Here is a 21,647-nt window from a genome sequence, read left to right as displayed (position 1 = left end):
TGATCCGCTATTTCAGCTTGCCGATGCTGGCATACATGCCCGTCGTGCGGAATTCCGTCGGATTGGTGCCGTAGACGCGGCGGAAGACTTTCGAGAAATAGTTGGCGTCCTCGAAGCCGCACATGATGGCGACTTCCTTGACCGGCAGGAAGTCGGCCTTGGTCAGAAGCTTGACGGCACGCTGCAGGCGTTGCTGCAGCACGAATTCGGCGGGCGGCATGCCCTCGCTTTCGGCGAAGCTGCGCGAGAAATGCGCGCGGCTGAGGCCGACGATGCCGGCGAGTTCGCTGACCGGCAGCGGCTTGTCGAGATTGGCGTTGATATGGTCGATCACCGGCTGCATCAGGCTGAGCTCGGCGGCAAAGGCCGGCGAGCCGAAGACGTCGTCGTAGAGCGCCATGGCCGCCTCATAGGCGATCGCCGAGGCAGCACCTGGCGACGTCGCGCCTCTGACGAGGCGCAGGCTGCAATCGGCGAGATGATCGATGGTCGAGGGCTGCAGCTTCAACACCGGGCCTGACGTGGAAAGCACCAGCTGATGGATGCGCAGCGTCTCCTCGCCATTCATCGAGATCCAGAAATATTCCCAGCGGTCGCCCTTCTCCAGCCAGTAGCGGTGATTGTGCGGGACGAGCACCAGCAGCGTATCGCCGCCCTGAAGCCGATAATTGCGGTTCTGGTAGCGCAGCCGACCGCTGCCGCTGATCGTGTGCTGCAGCACCGTGAAGGGCGTCTGGCCGCGCCGTCGGCCATCCCAGTCATAGGTCTCGTTCTCGCGCACCTCATAGCCGGTACTGGTCGGCATGGCGTGCAATCGCTGGCGGCCGCGGGGCAGCGAAACCGTCCTCATCGACTGTCCATTGGCAATTAAATCCTGCAGCACAAAATTACCCCTGAAAGCATAATCCTTCTCTGGTCGCCCCGACGATTTCGGGCATAATCCCGGTCGACAAGAAGGAAGAGACCACGGCCGATTAGAGCGGCCGGGAGGAAAACAGGCAGTTTTACGGCTTTTTCAACCACATGCGCCGGCATGCGGCCTGATCCTCCATAGCCATCTTTTCTCTAGCATTCGATTGGGTCGAGGTGAAGATCATGAGTTTCAAAATCGCTATCATCGGTGCGGGCAGCGTTGGCTTCACCAAGAAGCTGTTTACCGACATATTGTGCGTTCCCGAGTTTCGCGACATCGAATTCGCGCTGACGGATCTCAGCGAGCACAATCTCGAAATGATCAAGGCGATCCTCGATCGTGTCGTCGAGGCGAACGGACTGCCGACGAAAGTCACGGCGACGACCGACCGGCGCAAGGCGCTGGAAGGCGCACGTTACATCATCAGCTGCGTCCGGGTCGGCGGCCTCGAAGCCTATGCCGACGATATCCGCATCCCGTTGAAATACGGCATCGACCAGTGCGTCGGCGATACGATCTGCGCCGGCGGCATCCTTTATGGCCAGCGCAACATCCCTGTGATCCTCGACTTCTGCAAGGACATCAGGGAAGTCGCCGAGCCGGGTGCCAAGTTCCTGAACTATGCCAACCCGATGGCGATGAACACCTGGGCGGCGATCGAATACGGCAAGGTCGACACGGTCGGCCTCTGCCACGGTGTCCAGCACGGCGCCGAACAGATCGCCGAGGTGCTGGGCGCCAAGTCGGTGAGCGAACTCGATTACATCTGCTCCGGCATCAACCACCAGACCTGGTTCATCGACCTGCGCCTCAACGGCCGCAAGATCGGCAAGGACGAGCTGGTTGCCGCCTTCGAGGCGCACCCCGTCTATTCGCAGCAGGAGAAGCTGCGCATCGACGTGCTGAAGCGTTTCGGCGTCTATTCCACGGAAAGCAACGGCCATCTCTCGGAATACCTGCCCTGGTATCGCAAACGGCCGGACGAAATCACCCGCTGGATCGATATGTCCGACTGGATCCACGGCGAGACCGGCGGCTATCTCCGCCACTCCACCGAAACGCGTAACTGGTTCGAGACGGAATATCCGCAATTCCTGGAATCGGCCGCCAAGCCGATCGATCCTGCCAAGCGCTCGAACGAACACGCCAGCCACATCCTGGAGGCGCTGGAGACGAACCGGGTCTATCGCGGCCATTTCAACGTCAAGAACAATGGCGTCATCACCAACCTGCCGTCCGATGCGATCATCGAATCGCCCGGCTTCGTCGACCGCTTCGGCATCAACATGGTTTCCGGCGTCACCCTGCCGGAAGCTTGTGCCGCCACCTGCATTGCCTCGATCAACGTCCAGCGCATGTCGGTGCATGCGGCTGTTTCAGGCGACATCGATCTCCTGAAGCTCGCCGTGCTGCACGATCCGCTGGTCGGCGCCGTCTCGACGCCTGAGGAAGTCTGGCAGATGGTCGACGAGATGGTCGTTGCCCAGGCACGTTGGCTGCCGCAATATGCCGATGCCGTGCCGGCCGCCAAGGAGCGGCTGTCCAAATCGAAGGTGCAGACCCGCGACTGGGCGGGGGCTGCGCGCCGCAACGTCCGCTCGATCGAGGAGTTGCGCGCCGAAAAGGCGGCGCTGAAGCAGGCCGTCTAAGTTTTGTGAAGGTTGGGTCGTCATGGGTTTCCGGGAGGGAAATCCATGACATCAAGCCCGCTTTCATGTCGTGCGAGGAAAAGGAGCCGTGTGACCCGCGCTCCGGAACAGAGGGAGAAACGATGATGAATTTCCGCAATCTGGGCATTCTTGCCGGGCTGGCGCTCAGCGTCTCGGCCGCGGCGCTGAATGCATATGCTTCCGAGGCAACCATCCCGCCGGCGCCGGCGGACTTTCCGGCCGAAGGCAAGATCAAATATGTGGCGCGCGACTCCATCCTGGAGTTCAAGGCGCTGCCCGAATATCATGAGCCGGATTGGGTCACGAAAAATTTCGTCGCCACCGGCAAGCTGCCGCCGGTCAAGGACCGGCTGCCGAAGGAGCCGCTGGTCTTCAAGACGGGCAATATGCCCGACGGCATCGGTGTCTACGGCGATACGATGCGCCACGTCATCGGCGGCCGGCCGGAAGGCTGGAACTACGGCGCCGGCCAGACGCAGGGCTGGGGCGGCATCGATATCGGCCTTTCCGAATGCCTGACGCGCACCGCGCCGCTGTTCCAGGTACAGGCCTCAGACACCGAGCCGCTGCCGAACCTCGCCAAGAGCTGGGATTGGTCCGAAGACGGCCATAAGCTGACCATGCACCTGATCGAAGGCGCCAAATGGTCTGACGGCGCGCCATTCAATGCCGACGACATCATGTTCTACTGGGATGACGAAGTCATCGACCCGAACGTTTCGCCGCTCGGCGGCGGCGCCTCGCCGGAAGCCTTCGGCGTCGGCACGACGCTGAAGAAGGTCGACGATTACACCGTCGAATGGACCTTCAAGGAGGCCTTCCCGAAGCAATATCTCTACACGATGTCCTACCCGAATTTCTGCCCGGGTCCGTCGCACATCCTGAAGTCGAAGCATCCGAAATATTCGAAGAACACCTACGACCAGTTCAAGAACGCCTTCCCGCCCGAGTTCATGAACATGCCGGTGATGGGCGCCTGGGTACCGGTCGAATATCGCCCGGACGACATCATCGTCATGCGCCGCAACCCCTATTACTGGAAGGTCGACGAGAAGGGCGATCAACTGCCCTATCTGAATGAGCTGCACTACAAGCTCTCGACCTGGGCCGACCGTGACGTTCAGGCCGTGGCCGGATCCGCCGACATCTCGAACCTCGAGCAGCCGGAAAACTTCGTCGCGTCGCTGAAGCGAGCCGCCGAAAAGACCGCACCCGCCCGCCTTGCCTTCGGCCCGCGCCTAATCGGCTACAATCTGCGCATGAACTTCTCCGCCAACGGCTGGGGCAACCCGGACGAGCGCGGTGAGGCGATCCGCGAGTTGAACCGCAACGAGGACTTCCGCAAGGCCGTCACCATGGCGCTCGACCGCAAGGCAATCGGCGACTCGCTGGTCAAGGGACCGTTTACCGCGATCTATCCCGGTGGGCTCTCCTCCGGCACCAGCTTCTACGACCGCAACTCGACCGTTTACTACCCCTATGATCTTAAGGGTGCCAAGGCGGAACTCGCCAAGGCCGGCCTCAAGGATACGGATGGCGACGGCATCGTGAACTTCCCGTCCGGCACGCAAGGCGGCAAGAATGTCGAAATCGTCATGCTCGTCAACAACGACTACACGACAGACAAGAGCCTCGCCGAAGGTGTCGTCGGCCAGATGGAAAAGCTCGGATTGAAGGTCATCCTCAATGGGCTCGACGGTGCAAAGCGCGACGAAGCGCATTATGCCGGCCGCTTTGATTGGCTGATCCAGCGCAATACGACGGAACTGTCGTCGGTGGTGCAGAATACCGAACAGCTTGCCCCTGTCGGTCCGCGCACCAGCTGGCACCATCGTGCCGGCAAGGACGATCAGCTCGATCTGATGCCGTTCGAAAAGGAACTTGTCGATGTCGTCAACAAGTTCACGACGAGCCAGAGTAATGACGAGCGCGTCGATCTGATGAAGCAGTATCAGAAGATCTCGACGGAGCACGTCAACACCGTCGGCCTGACAGAATATCCGGGCGCGCTGATCATCAACAAGCGGTTCTCCAACGTGCCCCAGGGTACGCCGATCTTCATGTTCAACTGGGCTGAAGACTCCATCATCCGCGAACGCGTGTGGGTGGCTGCCGACAAGCAGGGCAAATACGAGCTGTTCCCCGAGCAGCTGCCCGGCAAGCCCGGCGACAAGGGCCCGATCAACTGATGCGTGTCATCAGGACACAAAGAGCTAGAGCGCGTCGCGTGTGATGCGACGCCGGAGAGTTCCCTCCCAGCTGAAGTGAGATTCAGGCCGCGCGTGGCGCGCGGCCTGATATGACCAACAAGCCGGCCGCGCTGACAAGCAGCGACTGGCGGCAAGGAGAAGCGAACCGTTCGATGTTACGATTCCTGCTCGTGCGCATAGCCTCTGCGATCCCCATTCTCTTCATCCTGAGCGTGGTGACTTTCGCGATCATCCAGGCACCGCCCGGCGACTACGCCGATTATATAAGATCCCAGCTGATCAACCAGGGCGGCGCATCTTATGCCCAGGCCGAAGCGCAGGCACAGCTCTACAGGGTCGAGCACGGCCTCGATAAGCCGCTGGTCATCCAATACGTCAACTGGATCGGCGGTATAGTGACCCGCGGTGATTTCGGCTACAGCATGTTTTACAACAAGCCGGTCGCCGATGTCGTCGGTGAACGCCTGCCGCGGACATTGCTTCTGGCGCTCGTCTGCCATCTCTTTGCCTCGGTGCTCGGCATCGGCTTCGGCATCTGGGCGGCGACGCGACAGTATAGCTGGATCGACAGCACGCTTTCGGCGATTTCCTTCCTCGGCATGACGGTGCCGCGCTTCCTGATGGCGCTGATCATCGTCTATCTGCTGGTCTTCCAGCTTAACGTCTCCGAAATCGGCAGCTTCTTCTCGCCGCAATATGGCGGGGCGCCCTGGTCCTGGGCGAAATTCGCTGATCTGGTTCGCCATGTCTGGCCGGTCGTGGCGATCGCCACCTTCGGCGGGCTCGCCTACAATATGCGCGTCATGCGCGGCAATCTGCTCGATACGCTGAATGCCCAATATGTCGAGACGGCCAAGGCCAAGGGGCTTTCCGGCGCCGCCGTGGTGATGCGCCATGCGGTGCCGAACGCGCTGCACCCGCTGGTGATGTACCAGGGCGTCGTGCTGCCCTACATGCTGACCGGCGAGATCGAAACCGCGATCATTTTCGCATTGCCCACCGTCGGCCCGGCGATCGTCGGCTCGATGGCGGTCGGCGACGTCTATGTCACCGCCACCTTCATGATGGTGCTGTCGGCGACGCTGATCGTCGGCAACATCATCGCCGACATGCTGCTCGCTTTGCTCGATCCCCGTGTCCGCCAGTATGGAGGAGCCTGAGATGCTGGCTTTCGACTCCGCGCCGCCTCCGCCGACGACAGAACTTTCCATCAACAAGCCATCGCGTGGGCATGAAAGCTACATCGCACTTGTCTGGCGCCGGCTGAGACGCTCCTGGACCGGCATGGCAGGGTTGGTGCTCGTCGTGCTCCTGATCGTCATGGCGATCTTTGCCGATTTCTTTGCGCCGATGGACCCGAAGGCAACCGATGTCGGCTTCGCGCCGCCGCAGATGATCAGCTTCCACGACAAGGACGGAGGTTTCGTCTTCCAGCCGCGTGTCTATGCGCTGTCGGATTCCGAGGAGCTCGACCCGGTCACCTTCCAGCCGATCGTTGGCGTGGATTACGACAACCCGCGGCTGCTCGGCTTCTTCGTCAAGGGCGCTGAATACCGGCTTTTCGGCCTGATCCCGGCCAACCGGCATTTCTTCGGCTCGACTGACGGCCAGCCGGTGCATTTTCTTGGCACCGACAAGTTCGGCCGCGACGTGCTGTCGCGCGCCATCATCGGCTCGCGCATTTCGCTGACGATCGCCCTGACGGTGGTCTTCATCGTCACCATCATCGGCACGACCGTCGGAATGGTGTCCGGCTATTTCGGCGGCACATTCGATATCTGGTTGCAGCGTTTCGTCGAACTGGTGCTCGCCTTCCCGCAACTGCCGCTCTATCTGGCGCTGACCTCGCTCATCCCGGTGACGGCGCCGACCAACGTCTTCCTTGCCTTCGTCATCGCCGTCATGTCGGCGCTCGGCTGGGCGCAGATGTCGCGCGAGGTGCGCGGCAAGACGCTGGCGCTCGCCCGTATCGACTATGTCCGGGCGGCGATGGCCGTCGGCGCCACCGACATGCGCATCATCATGCAGCACATCTTCCCGAACGTGATGAGTCATGTCATCGTCGCGGTGACGCTCGCCATACCGAGCGTCGTGCTCTTGGAATCCTTCCTGGGTTTCCTCGGCTTCGCGGTCAAGCCGCCACTGATTTCCTGGGGGCTGATGCTGCAGGATACGGCGACCTATTCGGTGATCGGCTCCTATCCCTGGATTCTCTCCCCCGTCGGCTTCGTGCTCGTCACCGTCTTCGCATTCAATGCGCTTGGCGACGGACTGCGCGACGCGGTCGATCCTTATTGAGGTGATTGATATGGCTCTTGCACTGGTCAATTCCTTCGCCCCGCCCGTCCGCCACGACCATGATGGCCGTTCGGACACGCCCATCATCGACGCCCGCAATGTGGCGGTGAATTTCAAGGTCGAAGACGGCATGGTCGAAGCCGTCAAGGACGTCTCCTTCCAGCTCTATCGCGGCGAGACGATCGCGATCGTCGGCGAATCCGGTTCGGGCAAATCGGTGACGGCGCGAACGGTGATGGGGCTCTTGTCGAAGCGCGCCGTCGTCTCCGAGGCATCGACGGTCGCCTATGACGGCAGCAATATCCTGAAGTTCTCCGAGCGGGCGCGCCGCAAGCTGCGCGGCGATCGCATCTCGATGATCTTCCAGGAGCCGATGAGCTCGCTGAACCCGATCTATACGATCGGTAGCCAGATCGTCGAAGCGATCCGCGTCCATCGCCGGATCAGCAAGAGGGATGCGCAAAAGCGTGCGCTCGAACTGCTCGAACATGTGCAGATCCCTGATCCTGCCGCGCGGCTCATGCAATATCCGCATCAGCTCTCCGGCGGGCAGCGCCAGCGCGTGATGATCGCCATGGCGCTTGCCAACGATCCGGACGTGCTGATTGCCGACGAGCCGACGACGGCGCTCGACGTCACCGTGCAGGCGCAGATCCTGAACCTGATCCGCAACCTGCAGAAGGAGTTGGGGATGGCCGTCATCCTCATCACTCACGATCTGACCGTGGTGCGGCAGTTCTCGGATTACGTCTATGTGATGCAGCTTGGCGAAGTGCGCGAGCACAACACCACCGAAGCTCTGTTTGCCAATCCGCAGGACGCCTATACCAAGCATCTGCTTGCCTCAGAGCCGCGCGGCCAGGCCAATCCGCTGCCGGAGGGATCGGATGTCATCCTCGATGCCAAGGGCGTGCGCGTCGCCTTCATGATGCGTCACGGTACCTTTCTCAAGCCGGCGATGCGTGAGCTTGTCGCCGTCGACAGCCTCGACCTGACGCTGCGCCGTCACGAGACGCTCGGTCTCGTCGGCGAATCCGGCTCCGGCAAGACGACCTTCGGCCAGGCGATCCTGCGGTTGAACACGCCCGAGAGCGGCGAGATCCATTTCGACCATCAGCCGATCCACGGCCTTTCCCGAGCCGAGATGCGGCCGTTGCGCGCCCGCATGCAGGTGGTGTTCCAGGATCCCTTCTCATCGCTCAACCCGCGCATGACGATCGGCCAGATCATCGAGGAAGGTCTCGTCGTCAACAGGCTGGGGGCGACCAAGGCCGAACGGCAGGACCGGGTGCGCGAAGCACTGATTGCCGCCGGCATGCCCGGCAATATCCTGTCGCGTTTCCCGCACGAATTTTCCGGCGGCCAGCGCCAGCGCATCGCCATTGCCCGCGCCATCGCGCTCGAGCCGGAATTCATTCTGCTCGACGAGCCGACATCAGCGCTCGACCTTTCCGTCCAGGCGCAGATCATCGAACTCCTGCGCAAGCTGCAGGACGAGCGGGGCCTAAGCTACCTGTTCATTTCCCACGATCTCAAGGTCGTCAGGGCTCTTTGCCATCGCGTCATCGTCATGCAGCATGGCAAGATCGTCGAAGAGGGCCCCGTCAACGAAGTTCTATCCCATCCCAAGACCGCCTACACCGAACGGCTCGTCAAAGCCGCTTTCGAGGTAGCATGATTGCCGAATGCCGGAGGTTATAATGGCAGCAAATCCCAAAATCACGTTCATCGGAGCTGGCTCCACCGTCTTCATGAAGAACATCGTCGGCGACGTGCTTCAGCGTCCGGCCCTGTCGGGCGCGACGATCGCCTTGATGGATCTCAACCCGCAGCGGCTGGAAGAAAGCGCCATCGTCGTCAACAAGCTGATCTCGACGCTCGGCGTGAAGGCGAAGGCCGAGACCTATTCCGACCAGCGCAAGGCGCTTGCCGGCGCCGATTTCGTCGTCGTCGCCTTCCAGATCGGCGGCTATGAGCCCTGCACGGTCACCGATTTCGAGGTGCCGAAGAAATACGGCCTGCGCCAGACGATCGCCGATACGCTCGGCGTCGGCGGCATCATGCGCGGGCTTCGCACCGTGCCGCATCTCTGGAAGGTCTGCGAGGACATGCTCGCCGTCTGCCCCGAGGCGATCATGCTGCAATATGTCAACCCGATGGCGATCAACACCTGGGCGATATCGGAGAAATACCCGACAATTCGCCAGGTCGGTCTCTGCCATTCGGTGCAGGGCACGGCGATGGAGCTGGCCCACGACCTCGACATTCCCTACGAGGAGATCCGCTACCGCGCGGCCGGCATCAACCACATGGCCTTCTATCTCAAATTCGAGCATCGCCAGCCGGACGGGTCCTATCGCAACCTCTATCCCGATCTCCTGCGCGGCTATCGCGAGGGCAGGGCGCCGAAGCCCGGCTGGAACCCGCGCTGCCCGAACAAGGTGCGCTATGAGATGCTGACCCGGCTCGGCTATTTCGTCACCGAAAGCTCGGAGCATTTCGCCGAATACACGCCCTATTTCATCAAGGAGGGCCGCGAGGACCTGATCGAGAAATTCGGCATCCCGCTCGATGAATATCCCAAACGCTGCATCGAGCAGATCGAGCGCTGGAAGGGGCAGGCGGAGGCCTATCGTTCGGCCGACAAGATCGAGGTTCAGCCGTCGAAGGAATATGCCTCCTCGATCATCAACTCGGTCTGGACCGGCGAACCCTCGGTGATCTACGGCAATGTCCGCAACAACGGCTGCATCACCTCGCTGCCGACCAACTGCGCCGCCGAAGTGCCGTGCCTGGTCGATGCCTCCGGCATCCAGCCGACCTTCATCGGCGACCTGCCGCCGCAGCTCACGGCGCTGATCCGCACCAATATCAACGTGCAGGAACTGACGGTGCAGGCGCTGATGACGGAAAATCGCGAGCACATCTACCACGCCGCGATGATGGACCCGCATACGGCAGCCGAACTCGACCTCGACCAAATCTGGTCGCTGGTCGACGATCTGCTCGCCACCCACGGCGACTGGCTGCCCGAATGGGCGCGCACCAGCCGCAAGGTTCAGGCTGCCTGACCCTCTCTCCCGGGTCGGGCGTCAAAGAGCCCCGCGGTGGCAACACACCGCGGGGTTTTTGCGTATAATTGGCGGGACGGCGGGGATGTGTAACTCGCTACCTTGGACCGCCTGCAATACTCTCCTTCAAGCTCTCGACCTCTTGCGCAAGCTTATCGAGGTCCGCCTGCGATGCGGCTTGCGATGTCGGCACTCTCTTGGGAACATAGATCTTACCCCCGCCATCGAGTTCATCGGGAATGCTGTATTTGAAGATCCACTTTGTGGATTTGGTATCCGTCGCCCGGACGAAGACCATAGCTTCATTGTTGCTATCGAGCGCAACCGATATGTCGAAGGTTGCGGCCCCCACAGCTAAGTTCTCAAGCTTTTGATTGTTTTTGTCCACGTAGGGACTAAGCCCATCGTCCACTGTGAAAGCGGTGAGCGCTTCCGTCACATCTATTGTCACGTCACATGGCATGATTGTTCTCCCCCGTTGGAAGTTTAATCGTTGCTGAGGCGACCGTTGCGATGGGCCATTCTGAGTGTGATAGCGTAGGAGCTCGGAGACCTCTTGCCGGGCAACTGGGCATCCAGAATAAGCGTCCTGGCGTCGCCGAAAGCCGTCGAGATCTCCAGGATTTGTGTGGATGCCGTCAGCCGCCACATTTTGTACCCCAACGCGGGGTCAAAGCCGCAGCCGGCTGCAGGCTCGGCATGCGGACCTGTGACAACGAAAATGCGGTTGGAATCCAGCCTGTAGCAGTGACCCTCGAACGCATAGCCGTAAGCGAGGACCGTCGATCCCGTTATGCCGACTCCGCTTGCGAGTTTTATCTGCAGTTCCGCCTTTCCCGCCATCCCGACATCCAGGTGCGTAATGCGATTGGTGTCGTTTAAGTCTACGCCGTAGAGTATGATCTGGCCCGCCACGTAGGGGAGTCCAGGAAGTGAAGGTGCTGGAACGCTGTCGTCTATCATCGATGCCTCCCGTCTTTGGTTAAAGAATGCCGCGCCACCTCATGCAATCTTCGAGCTGGTCGATATAAGCGCGCCCGCGCCCCCGCCAGGCGGCCTCGAGAAAGGCCGAAGCCGCAGCCTCGAAGGTCAGACTATCCGGGTCGAGATATGTCCAGGAACGGGTGACCGCCTCGCCGATCACGTCGCGCGCCTCCTGCAGGGCGGCTTTCGCGGCGAAATGCGTCAGCTCATAGGATGTCGCCGATGCCCGAAATCCTTCTTCTATCAGCGCCGGCGCCATCTGCTGGCGAAGGTCGCTGAACTTCCTGGGATTGATCTTCGACAGTCCGCGCTCGAACAGCAGTGATTGGTAGACCTCGATCAGGCAGTCGAAGAGGCCTGCCGCAAAGGGCTTCGACTGGTCGTGCACTTCCTGGCTGACATCACTGACACGAAGCGAGTTGTTGAGCGATCTGAGCTGCTTTTCGTCGCTGAGCTCGGCAAATTTGTCGAGTTCGTTGTGCAGGAGCAGGTTGCCTCTTGTGCGGCGAAGCAGCCGGTCCAGCGCGGTATCGAATTGCAGCATCCCCAGGAGCGATATGAAATCGGCGATCGCTTCGTGGTAGGAAAAGAAGTCGCTGCCGGATCCGTCGCCTTCGAGGATCCCAAGTTCGCTCAGCAAAATGAGATGTCCCATTTCATGGGCAACCGCGTCGAAATTCAGCGCGAAACAGGATGTCGGGCCTTCCGGTTCGCTTTCGCCGAGCTCCAGAAAGCCGAAGCCGGATTGCGCATTCTGCCAATGGGGAATGCGGGGAACGATTTCCAGCCGTTCCAGCGTCGGCTCGAAGAACCAGTTGATCGGGCGCCCGGCATAGCCCTCGCAGATATCGAGAACCCGGCGGGCGCAGGCATAGCTGTGGGTTGAAAGAAATGCCGGCGAGCCAGGCCCTATGTGATCGAAATGCCCGTCGGGGCCGGGCTCTGCGGGCGGCTGCAAAAGGCCGGGATAGGGAGGGATATAAGGCGCGGCATAGGGCGATTTCGGTTCGATGGGATTTGCCACATAGATCCGGCTGTCGGACGGCCCTGCCAGGATGGGTCCCCCCGAAGGTCCGATCCACACCACTTCGGGCTTTTCATAACCGGGAATGAAGGATGGCTGCGGAAAGACAAGGAAACGCGTTCCGAGCGGCCGCTCCAAAGCCGACCCGTCGCCTGCTCCCTGCGAATGTGTGATGGCATCCAAAGCTGCCCCCACCGCTCTCTGCCCAACGCCGAGCGATCTTTCACTATACCAGTACTACGGGCATTTCGACAATAGCGTGTCGAGCATTCCACAGTACTCCATGTCATTGGCGAATGATTCCGTAAGTTCAAATTCGAAAGAAGGAGATTTTTTCAGACCATTTATCTTGTGATCGGCCAGATATCTCAGGAGATTTACAGCGTCGGTTCGCTTCTGGTTTATGGCTCCGGCTTTCAGCCACGCCTTTAGAACTGCGATCTGGTTGGCAGCGCTGAGATTGTTTTCTGCCGCTGCGAAAAGCCTGGCGAACGACCTTTCGCTGAAGTGGAGCGAGCGTGCCAGTGACTCAAGCTGATGTCTCAGTCGTCTTTCGATGACCCCGACGCGTTCCGCTTTTTTCAGGCTGAGCCTGATGTCCATGAGAGCATCACCCAATGCGCGCGAGCCCAGTTCGACGGGAGCCATCGGCACCGTGACGTCGGCATCGTCGGCGAGCGAGTGCCGTCTGTACCACCGGTAGATCAGTCCATGCCCGATCATTCCCTGGGGAGCGAGCTCCGCTGCTCTGAGCGCGCCTATGCTGGCCGCACCGTATAGGCGGAGCCCTCGGGCCATCGCCCAGAGAATTTCCTGGTGGCGAACGGCGGGGCGCTGCGCGAAGACGCCGTCGATCAGCACGACCGCCGATGGCGCGTAGTCCGCCACGGCGCGCACGACATCGCCGCAGCCGACGGGAGGCAGATAGATCGCCTCCAGATATTTGTGCGCTTCCGTCGCGGAGAGGGTGGGGCCGAGAAAGACCACGATATCGTCACGCAAGATCCGCCTCCGGATTTGTTTCTAGCGGAGGGGCAACCACCCGGACGACGTGAAGAGGGACGCGATCGTCGGAATGAAGAACCACAAGGATCGCCGCCTTCGCGCCGGCCAGCCTCAACGCCTCGACGATCGCCAGGATGGGGCGGCCGCTGGCGCCATGACCTTCATCGGGAAGGTAGGAGCTGCCGCCCTTTACGAGTTGCGCGCGCCAAGCGGCGAGCTCCGAAGCATCGGCATATGCGTAGACTTCGCTGCTGATATCGTCGCGCGCAGCCGAAATCACCCCCAGCCGCGATTGACACGCTTCGAGCAATGCGCTCGTCAGCGCCCGATCGTGGCTGAAGTCGCAGCCGAAGCCTTCGGCCGGCAAGGGCGCAAAGGGGGCGCGGCCGGCATCTTCCATCACGTGGCACCAGTAGATCGGCAGCGCATGCGACGCCGGGATTTTCCAGATGCCGACGACGAAACCCGCCTTGGCCAGCCGTTGCATGATCTCCCCGGCGCTGCCTGAGCGGACGGAGCGCGAGTCGATCTGGAAGCGGTCGAAGAAATGGGGCGTCTTCATCGCCGTGCATCGCGCCTGCCGCTCCAGAATCTCCAGGCAGGCATGCAAGGCCGCGCTTTGCAGGCTGGTGCCGGCCGCCAGACCCGTTGTGTCTCTCGGCATCCAATGCGGATGAGGCGAGGGGAGGGTGTAGGCGGAGTCGACAAGGGCAAGCGGGACAGGGGTTCTCCGGCCTGAAAAGAGATCCAGCCCCTCGATCCAGGAAAGCCTCTCCGCCTCTCGTCCGACGCCGAGGTGCGACCAGAATTTCTGCTCGTTCATCCCGCGGAAAGGCGCTCCGAAGACGCGCTCCGGGGCAATCCGCTCCGAGGCCCATCCCTCCAGGGATTCCATCAGGCCCGATATCGCCGCAAGCGGCAAGCTCAAACCCTTGCCTTGGCTGACGGCGACGGAAAGGGACCGCGGCCTGACAACCTGGACGACGGGGATCCCGATCCGGTCGAGTTCCGTGACCGAGCCCAGCCTGGTGATCCCGTATTCGTGCTTGCTGGCCAGGATGCGCTGCACCGTCTGCCAGGGATCAGGGGGCGAGAGGTTAGGGGCATCAAAGATGTTGTCGAGCACCCCGTTCTCCATCGCCTCCTCCTGGCCCTACGACCTTGGCAGGCCGTCCAAGGCGCGCTTTGCTCTTTCGGCCAGCCAGGCGGCCTTTTGTCCTTCGGCAATCTGCACCGCCCTCGTCAGGTCTCTTCTTATCAAGGATGGAGGGTCGTCCAGATCTCGTCTCAGTCTTGCGCTGAGGCGGTAGAGTTCGGCCAGCCAGAACCGTTGACCGCTGTTGCGGCCAACGTTGATCGCATTGTGAATGGTCGCCAGGGCTTCAGCAGGTTTGCCGAGCCGCTGCAGCACCTGCGCATGCATGTCGCTGTGCATGGAAAAATTATCGTCGGTGCCCAATTGCTGCTGGAGCAGCAGACCGTGTTGGAATCGCTCTTCGCCCCGTTCGGCAAACGACGTCATCAGCTCCGCCCAGCCGCAATACATGTTGGCGCGCGCCTGGCTGGCGGCGAGGCCGTGTCGCTCGGCAAGCGCCAGCATTTGTTCGCCGAGGTCATGGACATCGTCATATCGGCTTTGGCAGCGGCGCAGGACGATGGCGTAATAAAGCGCGTGAACCATGCTTCCGGCGTGATCGGTCGAGGCCGCCCAGTCCAGGCACTGTCCGATCGCATGTTCACTGGCGTCGGCATTGTCGAGAAGCAGGTAGGACAAGGCGCTCTCGCCCAAGCCGCAGACCTTGGCGTCATGTCCGCCGAAAAAGGCGCGATTTCTGACCGCTCTTTCCGGATCGTAAAGATCAAGGCCTCTGGCGACGCAATCGAGGCAGAATTCGTGCTCGCCGGCGTGAAAGCTCGTCGCCCATCCGCAGTGATAGGATTGAAGCCGCGTCTCCTGATCTTCGACGGTTTGCATGTCGCCGACGAGGATGCGCGCGCGAGACTGCTGCGTCAGAATGTTGGGTGCCGTGAACCACCATCCCCAATAGACCGGGAAATGTTTCGACCGGACAGCCGAGGCCTGTTTCCTCAGAAGCTGCATTGCGCGGGAATAGACCCGGCGCGCGCTTTCCGAGCCCTCTCCCTCGAGCGCGGTCGCAACGACCCCCTGAAGTTCGAGCAGGCCCAATGCCAGTTCGGTGCGATCGGGATGGCGCCGGGAAAGGCTGTCGACCTCCTCGGCGCAGAGTTCGAGCGACACGTTCGCCTCGTGCATGGCGGAGCGCAGAACGCTCGCCTCCGCCGCGGCCAGGCCAAACCTGGCCGCGGCGTCGTGCAAGCCTGCTTCGGCGCACTGCCAGGCAGCGATGGCAGCCGGCAGACTGGGCTTTGCTTCTCCGATCAGGAGTTCGGCGATCCGCTTGTGTATGCGTCGTCTGTCGCTTTTGAGAAGGCTGCTGTAGGCTGCTTCCTGGGTGAGTACGTGCCGGAACTGAAAGGAGCCGGGCGTGTCGGCAGAAGGCTCGATGATGCCTTGGGAAACAAGCCGCTCGACCGCGATCTCCACCGTCTGCCGGCTGACCCCTTCGAGAAGGTAGGCGAGCAGCGAGATGTTGAATTCGCGACCGATGACGCTCGCAAATTGCGCTGCCCGTCGTGCGGAACCGGTCGCCGCGAGTCTGGCGGAAAGCAGATCATTCAGCGAGCTGACGCCACCTTCCAGAAGCAGCCCTTTCCATTCGGATAAGGCCTTGCCCAAGGGTTGCCTTTCCAGGAAGAAGTTGGCCAGTTCTTCGGCGTAGAGCGGCATGCCATCGCATTGATCCAGAATGAAATCGGACAGGCCCGGCGGGGGGCGCTCACGCCAGACCGAGGCGACGAGATCGCGAACCGCCGCAGAGGCCAATCCGGATAATTCTATCTCGGTCGCCAGTGCCAGGGATCGTCTGATCCTCGATGTCTGAACCACGAGGATCGGCAACGTGCCTGCGAGTGATTCAAGCCGATCGATCAGCTCCAACGTCATGCCGTCAGCCCAGTGGACATCCTCGAAGACGAGGAGCGTCGGAACGCCAGTCGCCTTGCAGGTCAGGATGTCGGCAGCGGCTTCGATGACCTTCCGCCTGAATGCCCGCCCCGACAGATCCGACACGCGAATATTGCGCGAGGTCGCCGGCGATCGGTCTGATGTAAATGAGAGAATGGTGTCGACGATGTCTGCCCCTAAGGCTCGGCCGGATGTTTGAAGGGCCTGCATGAAAGCCCCGCTATCGCCATTCTTCAGAACAGAGGGTTCGGCCACAAGCCTCTCGAGAAACGACATAAAGGGGTGCAGCGGCTGGCTCTCCAGGCGCCTGCCGCACTGAAAGATCAGGGTCTCGTGCGAAGTATGGGACAGGCTGCGGGCGAATTCGCCGATCAGTCTGGATTTGCCGATGCCCGCCTCTCCGACCACGGTGATTGAACTGCCCCTGCCGTCGAGAGCTGAATTCCAGGCGCTCGAAAGAGCGGCAAGTTCTCTTTCCCTGCCTCTTATCGGCCGATCCCATTCGCTGAATGGCGACAGCGCAGACGTTGAGCGATCACGTTCCTGCGGACGCCAGAGCGCAACCGGCTCTTCGAAGCCTTTGAGTTTGGCCTTCCGCACCAGGCTATAGTCGAAATTGTGTCGGGTGAGCTGAACGGTCGAATCTGCGACCAGAACGGAATTCGGTTCGGCCTCTGCCTGCAAGCGAGCCGCCAGCACCGGTGCTGTGCCAACAATCTCGTCTCCTTGCGCGGAGAAGACGACAAGACCGGTGGCAACCCCGATCCGCAGCCTGAAAGCTGTGCGCGCCTTGCCCTTGGTGCTCGCTGCAATGCCTAACAATTCCAAAGAAGCCTGCACCGCACTTTCAGCCGCATCTTCGGATTGGTCGGGATATCCGAAGAAACAGCATCCCCCATCACCGAGCCGTTGATGAAGAAAACCTCCATGCTTTTTTATGATCGTTTCGGCATTCTGATGTAATGCCGAAACGGAACGAAAGAATTTCTCCGGCTCGCTCCGCAATAAGAGCTCCGTCGAGCCGACAATGTCATAGAAAAGGGCAGTGACCTGTCGCCGCTCACCTGTAAACCGAATTCGCGCGTCGAGGGTTTTCATTCGGAGTCGCCCAACACCACAGAAGCCTTTTTCAGGACATCCGATTTATAGCTTGCATGCAAGCTTTTCGTGCGGCGGTGCCAATATATCCGTTATGCGGCCTGCGTCCTGATCATGGGCTGCCCTCTTTTCACCGCGACGCATGCGCGTGCCCCCGCCATATTGCTTCGGGCCCGCCATCTTTTCCTTCGCGTGAGATTGGACAGTTTGGCGTTCAAGGGATGGCCAGATGGGCGTGCCGCATTGCATCGCCTTTCCTTGAACGTGCAGCAGCCCGATCGAAGGCACATCAAAATCAGGCCCCGCCGCTACGGCTCGCCCGTCGCTATTCCCAGCCATTGGCATTCCGCCAGCCAGGTTACGAAGAACCGCGCCGGTTTTTGGCGACGACGACGTTCACCGCCGGGCCACCGGAGATTGCCAGTAACGACGGCCTGTCGGTCGCCGTGGCGGCCCTTTCACCGCCGCGGCGACCGCCGGCCTTGCAGCGCCAGATGGCCTTCAGCCTCAATCAGGCAAAGAACGCACGAAGCTGAGCGAAGAACCCGCCTGGTTTGTAACTCGCCATCTTTCGCAGGCGGCGAGCGATGACTGCCGCGCTGACGTGTTCACCGAAATGGCAGAAGCAGACAAGGCCGTGCAATTGCTCGTCGCTTAGCTCGAAGAACCGCCTGGCCTCTCCATAGCTGTCATTTTCCATTCCTGCCGCCCGCAGAATGGGGTCAGCGAATGCAACGGAGATCGGGGTGTCGTCATCCCGCAGCGCAAGCCGTTCTGCCATCGACTTATATTCTGTTTCGTGAAGCGTGTTCAGAAACGCTCTGGGGCTGCGGTCGAGACTTTCGGCCCACCGCTCAAGCCGTTCGCGCCGCGTCATGTCAAGGCGCGTGCAGGTCGTCCTGACCTTGGCAATGGTTTTCAACTGATCGAGTGCGTACTGTTCCATCTCGGCCTCCTATCTCCGGAAAAATAGATGGTCCGCTCCCAAAGATAGCGTCGCTCAGGTGGCAGCCGATGTCCAATCACGATTGGGACCGACAGCTCGTTGACGCTTCCGTAATCACTGGAGGCGCCTTTTGCTTGCTGACGGGCTCTTTTCTCATAGGATCTCTGCGCCATGTCATACCGAGGCAACCAGACAGGGTTCGGGATGGACGAGATATTCGAACAGCTTCTGCACCTTTCTGCATGCACGCAAACGCTGATTGCGGTCTATGATGGTCATGACCGGCTGCAATACGCCAACAGCGCCTTTCGTTCGGCCTATTTCATCGAACCGGATGAAACGCCCCTCTGGCCGGATCTCATGCGGCGTAATTTCCAACAGCAGCGGGGCACGGTCATTCGAACGAGCAATTTCGAAGAGTGGCTGCGCTCGACTCAGTCGCGCCGCGGCAAGATCGGCTATCGCGCTTTCGAGACGGACCAGTGGGACGGCCGATGGTTCTGGATGACGGAGGCGGTGCAGAAGAACGGTTGGATGCTGTGCATTGCGAGCGACATCACCGGTTTGCGCGCGCATGGCAGGACTGTCCGGCAAGATCGCGATCAGGCGATCAAGGCGTCTTACACCGACGAACTCACGGGTGTCGCCAACCGCCGCTTCGTGATGGCGCGCGTCGACGACATGCTGGCGGCCGCCCAGCATGGCAGCAACGGATGCCTTGCCGTATTCGACATCGACAATTTCAAATACATCAACGATCGCCTTGGCCACCACGCCGGGGATGAGGTCCTGCGTGATTTTGCGCATCGCATTCATCAGAATGTTCGCCGCAACGATTGTTTTGGGCGGGTCGGCGGAGAAGAATTCCTTCTGGTGATGCCGGCAACCGAGACGGAAGACGCCATTGCCATTGTCGAGCGCATGCTGACGGTGATCCGGTTTTCCCGGCCCCTGCCTGCGTCACCCGACTTCAGCTACACCTGCTCTGCCGGTATCGCCGCTTGCGCCCCGTCCGATAGCACGTCGGATCTTTATCGACGCGCCGATCAAGCCCTCTATGCGGCAAAGCTAAGCGGCCGGGACAGGGTGCGCGCAGCCTAGGCGCTTATGCGGTTGAACCCCAATCTGGTTGCCGCAGTCGTGGCGGACGGCGATCCGGGCCTGTTCGCTGCGGCCGGAACCAATATAATCGGGCGCGATGTCTCAGATCCCCGACCCGTAAAGCTCCTGGTCATCGTCGCCTTCCCAGGGGGAGGGCATCGAGCTGCTGGCGAGGTTTGCCGAGGGCATCGGCATCCAACACTTCAATTCCGGCTCGGCATATTCGATGATGTGCCCGGGCGAGGAATCGGAGGCGCGCCAGCCTTCTCCACCGAACTGATCGCCATTCGTCCAATAGGCAAGGTCAACTTCCGCCGGCCCCTGTTCGGACGAGCGAATCGTGACGAGGATCCGGCTGCCGTCTTTCGGAGCGTTTGCCATATTGCGCCAGCGATCCGGCTCGTCCATCGTCTTTCCTCCTGCTTTCCTCAAGTGCAACTGTCGCCTCACGATCGAAAACGGTCAACTCAAACTTTGCAGAACCATCCCCATCGACGCCTGCAGGAACTGACAGTGCAGGCGCTGATGACGAAGAGCCAAGCGCTTCTCCCGGGTGAGGCCGTCAAGAAGCCCAGCGGTAGCAACGACTGCGAGGCTTGTGTTTGAGAATGGCGCCGCTTTCCAATAGAGGGGACGGCAAGGGACCATCCGACCCCCGTTCGCTATCAGGGAACCGTTGATTGTCCTGGCGTCGACCACTGCCTGGTCAGATCTAGCTTTCTGTGATGCGGCGATCCTCATCTGAGCCGATGGAGAGCTGCTTCCAGTCAAGGTCCTCCTGCAACTCGAGATATTGCATCGCACCGATCTGGTCTGTATCGCGCAATTCCTCGAGGCGCTGGCGCTGGGCGAGAACGGCTGCGATGGTCAGGTCACGGCGCCGATTGAGCGGCGAGGTTCTGGCCGCATCGGTGGATGCTGTCCAATGATCCTTGCAGATCGTCCGGATCGCTTCGGCTTCAGTACCGCTTTCCTTCTCAAGCCGCTGAAAGGCGGCCTCGGCGAGCGACACGCGGGCCGCCTTGAGTTCATCGCGCACTTCTGCCTGCCGACCGAGTTTCAGGAGATGGATCATCGGTGCCAGGGTCGCCCCTTGAATGACCAGGGTTGCAAGCACCACCGCGAAAGCCGTGAGCACGACCAGGTCTCGCTCGGGAAAGTCGGCAGGGAGTGCGAATGCCGTCGCCAGCGTAACAAGGCCGCGCATACCGGCCCAACCCACCAGCAAGGTTTCCCCGGATGTGAAAGGCGCCAATTCACGGCCGCGCCGGTGACGGGTCGCAACGACGGCGTGAAACAGGAACGCCATCGCCATGCGCGCCAGGATGACGCCGACCACCACGATCGCGGCAAATCCCACCGCCCGCTGAAGCTCTTCAGCCGACATCGCCTCAAGGATGCGGCGCGCCTGCAGCCCCATCAGCAGGAAAGCCACCACGTTCAAGAGGAACACGACCGTCGTCCAGACCGCGAAGGAATGCACCCGCATGCGTGGCGAATCCTCGACCGAAGAAAGGGTGGCGATGGTCATTGCGCTCGCCACGGTGGCAAGGACGGCCGACAGGTGCAGATGCTCGGCGATCAGCCAGGTCGAAAATGCGTAGACGAATTGAAACAGGGTCCCGCCGACGGTGTTTTCGGTTATCGGTCGAAGCCGCGAGACGACAAAGCCGAAAGCGATGCCGAATAGGATCCCTCCCGGTGCGGCGATAGCCACCTGAAGCGCCGTCCCGGCATCCAGCCCGCCCCGCGCTTGGACAGTGAGCGCGGCCCCGAAAAGCAGCAGCGCGGTCGCGTCGTTGAACAGGCTTTCTCCCTTGAGCAGGGCATCCACACGGCGGGCGACGGGCAAATTGGAAAGGACCGCCGTGGCGGCTGCCGCATCAGGTGGCGCGACGATTGCGCCCAGCGTGACCGCAACCGCAATCGGAAGCCCGACAGTCAGCATGCTGATCGACACGACGACACCTGTCGTGACGAGAACGGCGACGACGGCATAGAAGAACAGCGGCAGCAGCATGCGCCGCGCCGCACCCACCGGGAAGTCATAGGCCGAGTCGACAAGGACGGGGGCGATGAACAAGGCGAGCGCCGTCGGCGGATCAATCGGGATCGTCGGCGCGCCAGGCAGCATTGCCACGGCGACGCCGGCGGCAGCCAGAATGCCCGGGTAGGGCAGCCGCATGCGGCGCGTCACCTGCAGCAGCAGGATGGCAACCGCCAGCAATGCAACAAGTGTTTCGAAGAATGTCATGTCAGCATACTAGCAGGCTTTCGGGCC

General features: G+C 61.1%; 17 protein-coding genes. 7 read left to right on the top strand and 10 right to left on the bottom strand.

Going from position 1 to position 21,647, the window contains the following annotated elements:
* Nucleotides 1-7: 7 nt before the first annotated feature.
* Nucleotides 8-850 carry an AraC family transcriptional regulator gene (locus tag FHT75_RS11820; protein WP_047612778.1) on the bottom strand — a complete coding sequence of 281 codons (843 nt, stop codon included), beginning with the start codon at nt 848-850 and terminating at the stop codon, nt 8-10.
* 245 nt (nt 851-1,095) lie between these two features.
* Here FHT75_RS11820 and FHT75_RS11815 point away from each other — a divergent pair, with 245 nt between their 5' ends.
* The 6 genes from FHT75_RS11815 (at nt 1,096) to FHT75_RS11790 (ending at nt 10,162) form a co-directional block, all read left to right on the top strand.
* Nucleotides 1,096-2,562, top strand: a complete 1,467-nt coding sequence (locus FHT75_RS11815) for an alpha-glucosidase/alpha-galactosidase (RefSeq protein WP_047612781.1) — start codon at nt 1,096-1,098, stop codon at nt 2,560-2,562.
* 122 nt (nt 2,563-2,684) lie between these two features.
* Entirely contained in the window at nt 2,685-4,772 is a 2,088-nt protein-coding gene (locus FHT75_RS11810) for an ABC transporter substrate-binding protein (RefSeq protein WP_047612783.1), read from the top strand.
* A 173-nt stretch (nt 4,773-4,945) separates the two neighbouring features.
* Nucleotides 4,946-5,953, top strand: a complete 1,008-nt coding sequence (locus FHT75_RS11805) for an ABC transporter permease (protein ID WP_047613455.1) — start codon at nt 4,946-4,948, stop codon at nt 5,951-5,953.
* Nucleotide 5,954: 1 nt separating this feature from the next.
* A complete protein-coding gene (locus tag FHT75_RS11800; protein ID WP_047613456.1) occupies nt 5,955-7,091 on the top strand; it encodes an ABC transporter permease in 1,137 nt (378 codons plus the stop codon).
* Between the two features lie 10 nt (nt 7,092-7,101).
* A complete protein-coding gene (locus tag FHT75_RS11795; protein ID WP_047612786.1) occupies nt 7,102-8,769 on the top strand; it encodes an ABC transporter ATP-binding protein in 1,668 nt (555 codons plus the stop codon).
* A 22-nt stretch (nt 8,770-8,791) separates the two neighbouring features.
* Nucleotides 8,792-10,162, top strand: coding sequence for an alpha-glucosidase/alpha-galactosidase (locus tag FHT75_RS11790; protein WP_047614861.1), 1,371 nt, complete (start codon nt 8,792-8,794; stop codon nt 10,160-10,162).
* A gap of 97 nt (nt 10,163-10,259) precedes the next feature.
* Here the strand turns inward: FHT75_RS11790 and FHT75_RS11785 are convergent, their stop codons facing one another.
* From FHT75_RS11785 to FHT75_RS11755, 7 genes are all read right to left on the bottom strand, one after another.
* A complete protein-coding gene (locus FHT75_RS11785; RefSeq protein ID WP_097595652.1) occupies nt 10,260-10,625 on the bottom strand; it encodes a hypothetical protein in 366 nt (121 codons plus the stop codon).
* Between the two features lie 23 nt (nt 10,626-10,648).
* Nucleotides 10,649-11,125: a hypothetical protein gene (locus FHT75_RS11780; protein ID WP_047612795.1), complete on the bottom strand. Its 477-nt coding sequence runs from the start codon at nt 11,123-11,125 to the stop codon at nt 10,649-10,651.
* A gap of 19 nt (nt 11,126-11,144) precedes the next feature.
* Nucleotides 11,145-12,353, bottom strand: a complete 1,209-nt coding sequence (locus FHT75_RS11775; protein ID WP_210299059.1) for a hypothetical protein — start codon at nt 12,351-12,353, stop codon at nt 11,145-11,147.
* Between the two features lie 54 nt (nt 12,354-12,407).
* On the bottom strand, nt 12,408-13,172 hold the full coding sequence (locus FHT75_RS11770; protein WP_183844788.1) for a TfuA-like protein: 765 nt from the start codon (nt 13,170-13,172) through the stop codon (nt 12,408-12,410).
* On the bottom strand, nt 13,165-14,313 hold the full coding sequence (locus FHT75_RS11765; protein WP_183844789.1) for a YcaO-like family protein: 1,149 nt from the start codon (nt 14,311-14,313) through the stop codon (nt 13,165-13,167). Before FHT75_RS11765 ends, FHT75_RS11770 begins: the two co-directional genes overlap by 8 nt.
* 15 nt (nt 14,314-14,328) lie before the next feature.
* Complete coding sequence (locus FHT75_RS11760; RefSeq protein ID WP_183844790.1) at nt 14,329-17,319, bottom strand: ATP-binding protein; 2,991 nt, start codon at nt 17,317-17,319, stop codon at nt 14,329-14,331.
* A gap of 511 nt (nt 17,320-17,830) precedes the next feature.
* Nucleotides 17,831-18,265 (bottom strand): hypothetical protein, encoded by a 435-nt coding sequence (locus FHT75_RS11755; protein WP_063475997.1) that lies wholly within the window; start codon nt 18,263-18,265, stop codon nt 17,831-17,833.
* A 204-nt stretch (nt 18,266-18,469) separates the two neighbouring features.
* Between FHT75_RS11755 and FHT75_RS11750 the strand changes: the two genes are divergently transcribed.
* Nucleotides 18,470-19,366, top strand: coding sequence for a GGDEF domain-containing protein (locus FHT75_RS11750; protein ID WP_047612810.1), 897 nt, complete (start codon nt 18,470-18,472; stop codon nt 19,364-19,366).
* Between the two features lie 102 nt (nt 19,367-19,468).
* Here the strand turns inward: FHT75_RS11750 and FHT75_RS11745 are convergent, their stop codons facing one another.
* Both FHT75_RS11745 and FHT75_RS11740 read right to left on the bottom strand, forming a co-directional pair.
* On the bottom strand, nt 19,469-19,774 hold the full coding sequence (locus tag FHT75_RS11745) for a hypothetical protein (RefSeq protein ID WP_047612813.1): 306 nt from the start codon (nt 19,772-19,774) through the stop codon (nt 19,469-19,471).
* A 304-nt stretch (nt 19,775-20,078) separates the two neighbouring features.
* Nucleotides 20,079-21,620: a cation:proton antiporter gene (locus tag FHT75_RS11740; RefSeq protein WP_063475998.1), complete on the bottom strand. Its 1,542-nt coding sequence runs from the start codon at nt 21,618-21,620 to the stop codon at nt 20,079-20,081.
* Nucleotides 21,621-21,647 lie beyond the last annotated feature (27 nt).

Origin of the sequence: Rhizobium sp. BK112, assembly GCF_014193215.1 — a bacterium.
Taxonomy (GTDB): Bacteria; Pseudomonadota; Alphaproteobacteria; order Rhizobiales; family Rhizobiaceae; genus Rhizobium; species Rhizobium anhuiense.
The sequence above is the reverse complement of the archived record's forward strand: the minus strand, read 5'-3'. Positions and strand labels throughout refer to the sequence as shown.